We start from the raw sequence: 12043 nt of genomic DNA on the forward strand, positions 1-12043 counted from the left end.
TTATTTTGAGATTTTAAAGCTGCCCCCATAATAATAATTTTCTCCAAGTTTCATAACGGCTACATATGTTCCTGGATTATAAACCTTAGTAATAGGTGTTACAAATCTACCATAATTATGTTTTAAACCTGAGTCATAAATGGTTTTATATCTATGCAAGTTTATTTCATCATTTTCATTTCCACTTAATTGATATATTTTTACAATACCAGTATCCTTACCACCAGTATATATAGTAACATCGAATGTATCTCCATGCTTTAAGTCACCAACTGCTAACTCTTCTATAAAATCTGCATTATGATGTAATAAAAAATAGTTTTGCCACCGCCAAGTATCTGAAAATCGTGATTCATTTTGTGTTAGTTGCGATTCAGCAGACACAGGTGGGAGTGTACTAATTGTACTCGAAAATAAAAATCCTCCAACCGTCAATGCGCCAATAATTGTTGATTGCCTTAAAAGTTTCATCTTCTCAACCTCCTAATTAATAAAGGATTCAGAAATCATTTTGTGAAAAACTAGCTGTGAAATCTAATGGATGATAATACCTTCTATAATCATATTAACATTTATTGATTTATCAGACAAATCAATAGAAAATAAAATTATATAGAGGGAGTTATGGCTAATATAAGAAAGAGGTTAGATGTATAGCTAAGAAATCTTAATTATATGTAATTGGGATTTGTTATTTGAAAACTCGATTGTTTTAATGCTGAAATTTCAATTCAATTTAGTACATAATTTTACAATTTGACTTATATAATTTATCACGTTATGATTTTTTTATTATAAAAGAAAGGCTTGAATATAATGATTCGTCGTTTGAGAAAGCTAAAAAATGTAGCAGTCGTAGTAAGCTTCTAAGTGAATGACAAAGATCTACAATACTTAGAAGCGAGGAATAAAGTTATGAAGCATCCATTATATAATCATTGGTCAGAAACGAAATATTTAAAAGATATAGTAACAAATCCACTCATTGAAGTAGGAGAGTACTCCTATTACTCAGGGTATTATGGTCATCAAAATTTTGAAGATGGCTGTGTAAGGTATTTGTGGGGGGATGCTAAGTCCCGAGCACTTTTTAATCCAATTGAACAGATGGGATGGCATCTTGATAAACTCATTATTGGGAATTATGTTTGTATTGCTAGTGGAGTAGTCATTTTAATGGGTGGTAATCATAATCATCACTCAGAATGGATTACAGTATATCCATTCGCTGAGCAAATTGAACATTCATATGAACCGAAGGGTGATACAGTCATTAAAAGTGATGCTTGGATTGGAATGAATGCTATAATAATGCCTGGCGTTACAATCGGTGAAGGTGCAATCGTTGCAGCAGGATCTGTCGTAAGTAAAGATGTTCCGCCGTATACAATAGTTGGTGGAAATCCTGCTAAGGAAATAAAGAAACGATTCACTGATACAGAAATGAATATGCTAATGGAAATGCGTTGGTTTGATTGGGATAGAGAATTGATTGAGAAGGCAATTCCTCTGTTATCTAGTCCATCCATTGAACCATTATTTGCTTTTTATAACAATGAAGTGAAAAATAAATAAATCAGTTAGAAAAACTACATCCTAAATAGGGTGTAGTTTTTTATTATAAAAAATTTATAGTCTAGACTAAGGAAAGTTCATTTCTGGCAGGAGAATAGCAAATAGCTGAATTAAATAATTAATATCTTTGATAGCTAATAAACGAATGCTTGGCTACCAGTGTGCCTCGATATTTAATCGGGACACACTGGTTTTATTTTTTATAAGTGTGGAACAAAGGTATTACTTATATTGTCTATTAAGTGTAATCCTAAAAAATATGAAAGTACGAATCATTTTGAAAAATACAAAGGTATTAAAAAGAGGGATATGTGTGGGAATACTAAGTGTCAGTGTGCCTAAAAGGGTGGGATGAGATGTTTTATATGAAAATCGTCCTAATGTCTTATATGTATATGGAATTTGATATCGCTGTCTATTTTTTGAAGGATTATGTTAGAATAACGCTTTTTTGAGTACAAAGATATTGGAGGTAACAGAAGTGAAAGGTATGTTTTGCAAGAGATTTATTGCAATAGTAACAGTGCTTACACTATTTTGTAGCATGGGTGTTACATCTGGGAGCGCATCAGCAGAAACGGTCCCTGCTATAGACGTAGAAGCAGGATCAGCAATTTTAGTAGAAGCAAATTCCGGGAAAATTTTATATGAAAAAAATGCAGATGAATCATTAGCAATTGCTAGTATGACAAAAATGATGAGTGAATATTTAGTTCATGAAGCGGTGGATAAAGAGAAACTTAAATGGGATCAAAAAGTTAAAATCTCTGAATATGCATATAAGATTTCGCAAGATCGCTCATTATCAAACGTTCCATTAGAAAATGGTGGCTCTTATACAGTAAAAGAGTTATATGAGGCAATGGCAATTTACTCTGCGAACGGTGCGACAATTGCTTTAGTTGAAGAAATTGCTGGAAAAGAAGCCGATTTCGTGAAAATGATGAATGATAAGTCAAAAGAGTTTGGAATGAAAAATTATAAATTTGTAAACTCTACAGGCTTAACAAACTATGATTTAAAAGGACATCACCCAGAAGGAACAACTCCAGACGAGAAAAATAAAATGTCCGCAAGGGATTGTGCGATTTTAGCACAACGTCTTATTCAAGATTTTCCGAAAATGTTAGATACTGCAAAAATCTCTAAAAAAACATTCCAACAGGGTGGTAAGTATCCAATTGATATGACGAACTTTAACTGGATGTTAAAAGGTTTAATTAAGCAATACGAAGGTGTAGATGGGTTAAAAACAGGAACTACCCCAGAAGCTGGTGATTGTTTCACTGGTACAGTAGAAAGAAACGGTATGCGTCTAATATCTGTAGTGATAAAAGCAAACTCTCATGCAGCACGTTTTGATGAAACGAAGAAATTATATGATTATGGATTTGCAAATTTCGAAGTGAAGGAGGCCTATGGAAAAGACTCAGTAGTAAAAGGGCATGAAACAGTGCGAGTAGCAAATGCGAAAGACAAAGATGTAGTTGTTCAAACGAAGCAAGCTGTTTCACTTCCGATACCAAAGAACAACAAAGACGTATATAAAAAAGAATTTAAAGTATTGAATGAAGAACAAGAAGCACCTATTAAAAAAGGTGTAACAATAAGTAAAATGATTATCTCGCCTAAAGATAGTACAGATCCAGGGTTCTTATTAGGTAAATCATTACAAGTAGACCTTGTAACAAAATCTGATATAGAACAAGCAAATTGGTTTACACGTTTTATGCGTAACATCGGATCTTTCTTTAGCGGTATGTGGGATAGTGCGATTGATATAGTAAAAAGCTAACTTTATAGGATAAAACTAAATATTAATCTGAAAAAAAGAGTTTCGATGTTTTATAAATTTTTATGTAGATAGTTTGGAATGGAAGATGGTATTAATTTTCAAATTGGATCCTTCGGAACTTTGCTTATTGTAATCAAGCTAAGATAAATTTGTATCTATAAAAACAAAAAACGCTATTCTTTTTGTAGAAATATACAGAAAGGATGGCGTTTATTATGTATTTTTTGATTCAAAGCATTCTAGTATTAGTTTAATAAAGTTACATGAAGAAAAAACATCCATTTTTTCATCAAATGACAATAAAAAATTAATATACGGTACTTATTTCTGTAATTAGATTTTATAAAAACTTAATAAAATCTTTTCTTTGTATTAAATATTTTGTTTTAAATTATTTATATAAGGAAATGGAGACCAGAAAACAGATGCATAGATTGACTTTGAACTGTTTATATCTGGGATCTAGATAGACATTATGTACAATTTTCCCACTACACTAGTATAGTGGCCTTTATGAACAGCAAAATCTACAATTTACAAGGAGAATATTTTATGAGTAAGAGAATAAAAGAATTAGATTCTATACGAGGGTTAGCGGCACTTACTGTGGTATTTGGACATTTTTGTTTAATGCTACCATCGTTGCCTAATTCTATTAAATTTTCCCCGCTTAGGTTTTTATGGGCGGGTGGGGAAGCTGTTATCGTTTTTTATGTACTAAGTGGTTTTGTGTTATCTATGGCACTTTATCACTCAAAAACAAATTATTGGGGATATTTAATTAAGAGATTTGTAAGAATCTATATTCCTTATTATTTTTGGATAATCGTTACCTTTGTTTTATTTATTTTATTTTCGTCGTATGAAGTGGTAGGACTACGGGATTGGTTCTATGATAGGTGGCAAGGGTCTATAACAAAATTAGATATTATAAACCACTTTGTGCTTCTTACTAACTTTTTTACGGAAAATTATAATCCTGTTATTTGGTCATTGGCTCAAGAAATGCGTATATCTATTGTGTTTCCTTTATTATTCCTGCTTTTTTATAAACTGAATTGGAAGAAAACGATACTATTTGCTTTGAGCTTTTCTTTCATTAGTGTTTTTCTTAATATGTTGCATATTGGGAAAGCTGAAGGGTTTTATAATGGTTATGCTGATACACTGCATTTTACATCTATGTTTATGGTTGGAATGTTACTTTTTAAGTATCAGGAAAAACTTATTTACTCATATAGGAATATGAAAAAATTTAAAAAAGGATGTCTTATTGCATTAGGGATTATTTTATATTTATATTCTATTTTAATTTATGGTTTTTCCCGTAATGATACTACTTTCTTATTAAAAGATTGGGGTGTCGTAATGGGGGTTAGTATATTTATTATAATGGCTATGAGTAACCTAAAAGTAAAAGCATTTTTAAATAAGAGTGTATTTGTATATTTAGGAGAAATTTCATACAGTATTTATTTGTGTCATTTTCCAATCATGATGTTACTTTTTAAACTTTTGTATACAAAGATACCTATCTTTTTCCTTCTTACTTTGTGCATTGCAATGACACTACTTTTTTCTATAATTTCGTATCATTTAATCGAAAAGAAATGTATCAACTGGGCAAAACAAAGAACAACAAATTTTTATAATACCTAGAGGGATTTTATTTCTTTAGTAAACGAATATGACCGATTCCTAAGTATATTTGGAATCGGTCAATTTGGATTCTAAATGTAAACATACTAAAATGGAATGTAATTGAAATCGAAAACCACTTAGAAATAACAATTACGGTGTGAGCTATTGTATAGTATAGATATGGTTAATAATAAAGGGGGACTACATATGTGGAAGCGATTTGTATCGATTGGTGATAGTTTTACAGAGGGCATAGGGGATGAAGTTGAGGGAATAGCATTAAAAAGCTGGGTAGATCATTTTGTTCAACTATGTATAAACGATATAGAATATGCCAATTTTGCAAAGCGTGGGTTAGTAACGAAAGAAATTCGCTCACAGCAATTGGAAAAGGCATTAACGTTTAATCCAGATTTGGTTAGTCTAATTGCAGGTGCAAACGATGTTTTAAAAGGACGTTGGAATCATCAAGAATATAAGAACGAAATGGAATTTATGATAGATACATTAAGTAAAACAAATGCTGATATTATTATAGCAAACCTTCCAGATTTTACAGTTCGGCTTCCTTTTTCTTCTGAAAAAAAACAAATGTTAAAAGAACAATTATTAGAGGCAAATGAAATTATACTTTCACTGAGTAGTGAGTATAAGCTTCATCATGTTGATTTTTGGAATCATCATTTAGTTAATGATAATACGCTTTGGTCTACGGATTTGATTCATCCAAACTCAAAAGGATATGTAAAAGTTGCTGAATTGATTTTTAGTAGTTTGCCTGTACATGACTCTTCTAAATAAGCTTTAGAATGAACGCATCGAATCCCCTGTCGCATACAGCGCAGGGGTTTTGATGCGGAATAGAAAGATATAAAGCGCCTATAAATTATACTTTCAGTAATTCTTTTTATTGTTTATACTTAGTTATTTTCTGTTGTAGGACCCTTAGTATAAGGGGTCTTTTTTGTTTCAAATATCTACAAAAAAGATAAGAGCGGAGAACTCAAACTAAAAGGTATTTTAAATGAAATTGTTAAAACAGCACTAATAATGACACCGATTGCTAAATAGATCCGCTTTTTTGTTTGTAAGAATTTTAAAATCTTCCCCTTCGAATGCAACTGAACCATAAATTAATTTTTTTGTAAATATGGAACAATGTCATTACTTACACTGTCTATTAAGCGTTACAACATTTTTTATTTAATATATCAAGAAAGGAATAAATATTTTTAACTAAGGGAGAAGATTAAATTGAAAAAATTATGGATGCTGCTTTTCTTTTGTTTTGCAGTTATGTTGGTAGGATGTAATAAAAACGAACCGCCAAAACAAACATTTGAAGAATATATCAATTTATGGAATGATAAAAAATTTGCAAATATGTATGATCATTTATCAGAGCGTGCCAAAAAAACGATTTCTAAAAAGGATTTCACAGAGAAATATCAAAAAATCTATGAGGGTATTGGCGTTAAGAATTTAAAAATTAAAACGAAAGGAGAGAATGCTAAAGATAAAGAGCTTTTTCTTTTTGAGGTTAAGATGGATACGGATGGAGGAACAGCTTCATTTATCCATGAAGCAAAACTCGTGAAAGAAAAGGAATCTTGGAAAATAGATTGGACACCAGATTTCATTTTTCCAGGTATGAAAAAAGATTACAAAGTACGTATGCAAATAGAACAAGGAAAACGGGGAGAAATATATGATCGAAAGGGGAAAGCTCTTGCAACGAATGGTAAAGCGACTGAGGTTGGAATTATTCCAGAGAAACTAAGCGAAACGGCAGCGCAAACAAAAGAAATAGTAGCACAATTACTTGATATGTCTATAGAAGAGGTCGATCAGAAGCTTACAGCGAAATGGATAAAACCAGACTCCTTTGTACCAATTGGTATTTTAAAAGAGGGAACTAGACAGAATGATTATATTGAATTAGAAGGAGTTGCATCTCGCCCAGTAAATATTCGTACGTATCCATTAGGAGAAGCAGCAGCACACTTAACTGGTTATATAGGAAAGGTGAATGCAGAGGAGTTAAAATCGCTTCAAAAAAAAGGGTATCAAGCAGATGATTTAGTAGGTAAGACAGGTTTAGAGAAAGTATTAGAGAATACATTGCGTGGCGAAAAAGGTGGACGCGTATTCATAGAAGATGAGAATGGAAAAGAGATTAAAAATGTAGCAAAAAAAGAAGCAAAAGTAGGGGAAAACGTTACGTTAACAATTGATGCTGCAATTCAAGAAAAAATCTTTAATGAGATGAAAAATGAAGCAGGATCTAGTGCAGCGGTCAATCCTAAAACGGGTGAAACTATCGCACTTGTAAGTAGCCCTGCTTATAATCCAAATACAATAGTTAGAGGCGCATCAAAAGCCCAACGAGAAGTATGGAATAACGACTCGAAACTACCAATGATGAATCGTTTCACACAAGCATTTGTACCAGGTTCCGTATTTAAAACGATTACAGGTGCAATTGGTTTGGAAACAAACACCATAAACCCTAAGGAAGAATTTAAAATTCAAGGATTAAAGTGGACAAAAGATTCATCTTGGGGAAATTATTATGTAACACGTGTGAAGGAAGCTAGTCCAATTGATTTTGATAAGGCAATGAAGTACTCTGATAATATTTATTTTGCTCAACAAGCTTTGAAAATGGGAAAAGATCAGTATGTAAATGAATTTAAGAAATACGGATTTCATGAAAAATTACCAATCGAATACGAATTTCCTATTTCAATCATTGCAAGAGATGGGATAAAAAATGATATTCAACTAGCAGACACGGGATACGGACAAGGACAAGTATTAATGACACCACTTCATTTAGCATTAACATATGCACCGATTGTGAATGAAGGGAATATTCCGTCGCCTCATCTTTTAAAAGAAGCAAAGGTAGCGGGGAATTGGAAAGAAAATGTGGTTTCTAAAAAGAATCAAGAGATATTAAAGAGCGCATTAATAAAAGTCATTAATGACCCTGATGGCGCGGGGAGAATTGCTAAGATTGATGGTATAACTCTTGCTGGTAAAACCGGTACAGCAGAACTGAAGGCGTCGAAAGAAGCAGACGGAAAAGAACTTGGATGGTTTGCAGCTTTTGATGCAAATGCGCCCGACATGATCGTTACCATGATGATCGAAGATGTAAAAGGAAGAGGGGGGAGTAACGTTCCAGGTGAAAAAGTAAAACATGTTTTCCAGAAAAAATAAGTAACTATAAGGTGAAATCTTTTACTACATTCATTGTTTGCTTAACACGAAGGTATAAATTGAGCAATACAAAGAACAATTAAGTTTTGAAAAAGCATTCTCCTTAATCGAGAATGCTTTTTTTTTGTGGCTGAATAAAGATAATAACTCATTTTTGTTTTCATTTTTGAAAGGTTGGTATTGCTAATAGTAAATAGAAGAGTAAAACAAATTGAAAGGGACAAGTGAGGGGGAACTATAAACTTTAACAAAACAGTTATTTAGTAAAACATAAATAGAGCACACAAATAAGTATGCTCTAAGAAAAAAGGTGATACAAGTGGAGTGTTGCGTGAAATGCAAAAATAATAATCAGATTTTTTTGAGTGTATTTTTAACATTGTATGCTTTACTTGTTGTTAGGAGCCTGTCATATAAGAGAAAATATAGCTGATTATTTTATGCAAGTAATGGCACATCTATATCTTTTTAAGTGAATTTTTTTATCAAAAAAAGATAAACAATGGAACAAATACAACTTGTATCTTGTCTATATATTGAAACCATAATAAAAGCGAGGGTAGTTTTATCTTTATTCAAATAAGTTCGAGGTGTGGAAATGGAACAGAAGTTTATTGAAAAATGTAATCATGATGAGCTGGACGATGTTATAAACGATTATTGGCAAGATGTATGGAATTATTCATTTATTATTACGAAAGATCCACACTTATCAGATGATATCACGCAAGATGTATTTATAAAGGTATTTAAAAACTGGAATTCATTTCGAAAGGAGTCATCGATTAAAACGTGGATATTAAAAATAACAAGAAATACGGCAATAAACTATTTGAAATCCTCTTATTTTAAAAGGATATCTTTAATAGGATTTTTTAGTGACGATAAGCAATCCCCATCGGCAGAACGAGAATTTTTTAAGCAAGAGGAAATGAATGAAGTGTGGGAGGTTGTATTAAAATTACCTAAAAAACACCGTGAAATAATTATATTGGACGCAAAATATGAATTATCTTATGAAGAAATAGCTGAAACGTTAGGAGTATCCATTGGAACTGTGAAATCTAGATTAAGTAGAGCAAGAAGTAAAGTTTCAAAATTAATAGGGGAGGGTAGTAGTGATGAAAAATAAAAAAAATCCAGATTGGTATAGCAAATTAAAAAACGGCCCAATGGAACACCGTAAAGATGAAGAAGAATATATTTATAAAATAAAGCAATCTATATATCAAAGTAATAAGGTAGATTCTCCGAAACATAAAAGACCATTTTATAAAAAAGCATTGCCAATTGTAGTGGTTTTAGCTTGTACATTTTTATTTTTTATTGTTCAACAACCTTGGCTTAATGATAATAAATCACCTGTTCAAAGTAGTACTCAAATTAAGCCTAAAACAACAGATGAGTCTGCTCAAGATCCATCATTAAAACAATTTATAAATGAACTATATCAAAGTACAAATTCAAAAAATGAAAATGAGCTGTACAAAGCGTTAAATGATGAAGTTCTATTTAAAGGGAAGAGTTATAAGAAGGATGAACTGAAGTTTGAGGAAGATATTTTTCATGAGTTGCAAGTTGCTCTTACAATGGGGGGAGAGTTTACAAATGATACAAAGAAAGTATACAAAGTACCAAGTGGATTGACAGAAAGTGACCAACCAAAGCAGCCGCATTTTATATATGCAACTATTACTGGAAATAAAACGAAAATTTTAGCTGAACCAAAACGAGAAGCACATGTTTTATATGAAGTATCTAATGAAATGGTAAAAGCTTGGATTCCAGAAAAAGTACAGAATGATGGATATATAAAAGTATCGACAATTAGCGGTAATACTGGATATGTACAAAAAGAGTATGTTTTAACTGATATTAAATATTCATTTATGTTCGAAAAGAATAATGAAGGTGTATGGAAAATAATAAATATAGATTCTATATGGTAAAAGAGGGAGGTTCACTTTAATGAACCTTCCTCTTTGTTTTTATTTTCTTTTTGAAGATTATTCCAGTACTCTAAAATTTCTGATGTAACGAGAGCAGCAATGTTTTTTTCTGCAGTACTACCAGGAATAACGACAGAAACGGCAATTTGTGGATCTTCGGTAGGAGCATATGCAATGAAAAGAGAATGATTAATCATTCTTTCTTGCTCATTCGGAAATCCTGTAATACCCGTTTTACCTGCGACGTCAAAGGGTAACTTTTTAATCTCCTCTATATTTTGACTCATTCCGCCTTGCACGACATTCCAAAAGTTCATTGGATAATGATTTGAACTTTCTAAAATTGGTTTGAATTTTTTTGTTTCCTTACCATTTTGATCAATAATAGCACTTACGATTTGAGGTTTATATTTATCACCTTTACTTGCTAAAGTTGCTGCATATTGAGCAAGTTGAAGAGGAGTGTGTACTTCATTTCCTCCCCAAGAGGCATTTAATAAGGCGGAGATACCATTTTCAAACTTGTTTGTTGGATGAAATTCATATTGTCCGTCTTCTTCAAAGGGTAAATCAATCCCAGTTTTAGAACGAAGGCCGAATTGCTTTAAATACTCTGTCCATATATGCGCAACTTTTTCTATATTCCCATTATTTTGGTTGAATAAGGGTAGAGCTACTTTTGCTGTCATAAATGTGTTAGATGAATTAATGATAGCCTGCCTCGGTGTAATCTCACCTGTTGGCGTTCCAGGTGCATTCGTAATGTTATTTTGATTATCATATTGAAAAGTACCTTTATCTAAATAAGTATCTTCAGGTTGAAAAAGCTTTTCGTTTAATCCAATTAAAATAGTAAGAGGCTTTATAGTTGAGGCCATATTTACATAAGATTCACCATACTTTAATTTTTGAATTGCTTTATTTTGCGAAAGTGATTTGATGTTTTCTTTTTTAGATGATACTTGTTCATATAATGTATTTGGATCAAACACTGTTGAGTTGGCCATAGTTAAAATTGCGCCAGTTTTCACATCGGTTACCACAACATAACCAGCATTAACATCAGTTATTTTCTTGATTTGAGATCTTAATGCTTCCTCTGTTTTTTGCTGCAACTTAGAGTCTAAAGCTAGCCGGACATCTTTTCCTTTTTGTACTTTTTGCATGTTCCATAAGAACTTTTTATTATTTATTTTAAAAATAAGTGTTTTACCCGGTTTTCCTCTTAAATCATTTTCATATTGCAGTTCAATCCCATTTTTTCCAATAGCCAAATGCTTTGAATTAAGGTCATTTTCTACATACCCAATTACCTGTGAACCAATTTCACGTTTAGGATAATATCGAATCACTTCATCTTTGATTATTACATTATTGGGTTTGTTTTTGTTTATGAATGCAAGTTCATTCTCAGTTATGTCAGAGTATAACGGTATATCATTCATAGTCTGCTTTTTACAAGATTGTTGTAATTGAGATTTTATATCCTCTGTAGAAATGTCATGTTGAAACTCGCTTGAAAATTGATTGAAAAAAGCCAATGTGTTTGATGTATCTTGATTCGATAGCTTTTCATCATTATAAGTGCAATATAAAGACTTAACTTTCTTATTTGTAGCTAGTATTACACCATTTTGATCAAGAATTTCTCCTCTTTCAGCTGAAGAAGTCTCGGTAGTAATTGAAATGAAATTACTTTTTAATAAAATTATTAAAATCAAACCTACAATAGAAAGAACCGCTATAAGTCTCCATCTTTTTATTTTTGTATGTAACATAAAACCCTCCCTTTTTAGCCTATTCCATCTTATAGTTAATAATTTTTTTTGTAAATGTGGAACAACTTTATTATTTAGGT

Annotated in this window: 9 protein-coding genes; 7 read left to right on the forward strand and 2 right to left on the reverse strand. The window is 31.7% G+C overall.

Features of this window, described 5'->3' with window-relative positions; translation table 11 throughout:
- Nucleotides 1-471, reverse strand: a complete 471-nt coding sequence (locus tag J0835_RS12025; RefSeq protein ID WP_087980445.1) for a DUF5065 family protein — start codon at nucleotides 469-471, stop codon at nucleotides 1-3.
- A 444-nt stretch (nucleotides 472-915) separates the two neighbouring features.
- On the opposite strand from J0835_RS12025, the gene J0835_RS12030 reads away from it, so the two are divergent.
- The 7 genes from J0835_RS12030 (at nucleotide 916) to J0835_RS12060 (ending at nucleotide 10185) form a co-directional block, all read left to right on the forward strand.
- Nucleotides 916-1575 carry a CatB-related O-acetyltransferase gene (locus J0835_RS12030; RefSeq protein ID WP_087980446.1) on the forward strand — a complete coding sequence of 220 codons (660 nt, stop codon included), beginning with the start codon at nucleotides 916-918 and terminating at the stop codon, nucleotides 1573-1575.
- A gap of 481 nt (nucleotides 1576-2056) precedes the next feature.
- Nucleotides 2057-3370: a D-alanyl-D-alanine carboxypeptidase family protein gene (locus J0835_RS12035; RefSeq protein WP_087980447.1), complete on the forward strand. Its 1314-nt coding sequence runs from the start codon at nucleotides 2057-2059 to the stop codon at nucleotides 3368-3370.
- A 513-nt stretch (nucleotides 3371-3883) separates the two neighbouring features.
- Nucleotides 3884-5029, forward strand: coding sequence for an acyltransferase family protein (locus tag J0835_RS12040; RefSeq protein ID WP_087980448.1), 1146 nt, complete (start codon nucleotides 3884-3886; stop codon nucleotides 5027-5029).
- Between the two features lie 162 nt (nucleotides 5030-5191).
- Nucleotides 5192-5812 carry an SGNH/GDSL hydrolase family protein gene (locus tag J0835_RS12045; protein WP_140386794.1) on the forward strand — a complete coding sequence of 207 codons (621 nt, stop codon included), beginning with the start codon at nucleotides 5192-5194 and terminating at the stop codon, nucleotides 5810-5812.
- 453 nt (nucleotides 5813-6265) lie between these two features.
- Entirely contained in the window at nucleotides 6266-8236 is a 1971-nt protein-coding gene (locus J0835_RS12050; RefSeq protein WP_087980450.1) for a penicillin-binding transpeptidase domain-containing protein, read from the forward strand.
- Between the two features lie 598 nt (nucleotides 8237-8834).
- A complete protein-coding gene (locus J0835_RS12055; protein WP_140386753.1) occupies nucleotides 8835-9368 on the forward strand; it encodes an RNA polymerase sigma factor in 534 nt (177 codons plus the stop codon).
- A complete protein-coding gene (locus J0835_RS12060) occupies nucleotides 9358-10185 on the forward strand; it encodes an anti-sigma factor (protein ID WP_087980452.1) in 828 nt (275 codons plus the stop codon). The genes J0835_RS12055 and J0835_RS12060 overlap by 11 nt, the downstream gene beginning before the upstream one ends.
- Before the next feature lie 11 nt (nucleotides 10186-10196).
- Here J0835_RS12060 and J0835_RS12065 read toward each other — a convergent pair whose 3' ends face one another.
- Nucleotides 10197-11963 carry a peptidoglycan D,D-transpeptidase FtsI family protein gene (locus J0835_RS12065; RefSeq protein WP_087980453.1) on the reverse strand — a complete coding sequence of 589 codons (1767 nt, stop codon included), beginning with the start codon at nucleotides 11961-11963 and terminating at the stop codon, nucleotides 10197-10199.
- Between the last annotated feature and the right edge of the window lie 80 nt (nucleotides 11964-12043).

The sequence above is a fragment of the Bacillus cereus group sp. Sample62 genome (genome assembly GCF_036851315.1).
Lineage (GTDB): Bacteria > Bacillota > Bacilli > Bacillales > Bacillaceae_G > Bacillus_A > Bacillus_A wiedmannii.

Bases quoted from the DNA above. Each gene is read 5' to 3' on its own strand.
- J0835_RS12025 (WP_087980445.1), bottom strand. From the start codon at position 471: ATGAAACTTTTAAGGCAATCAACAATTATTGGCGCATTGACGGTTGGA.
- J0835_RS12030 (WP_087980446.1), top strand. From the start codon at position 916: ATGAAGCATCCATTATATAATCATTGGTCAGAAACGAAATATTTAAAA.
- J0835_RS12040 (WP_087980448.1), top strand. From the start codon at position 3,884: ATGAACAGCAAAATCTACAATTTACAAGGAGAATATTTTATGAGTAAG.
- J0835_RS12045 (WP_140386794.1), top strand. From the start codon at position 5,192: ATGGTTAATAATAAAGGGGGACTACATATGTGGAAGCGATTTGTATCG.
- J0835_RS12055 (WP_140386753.1), top strand. From the start codon at position 8,835: ATGGAACAGAAGTTTATTGAAAAATGTAATCATGATGAGCTGGACGAT.
- J0835_RS12060 (WP_087980452.1), top strand. From the start codon at position 9,358: ATGAAAAATAAAAAAAATCCAGATTGGTATAGCAAATTAAAAAACGGC.
- J0835_RS12065 (WP_087980453.1), bottom strand. From the start codon at position 11,963: ATGTTACATACAAAAATAAAAAGATGGAGACTTATAGCGGTTCTTTCT.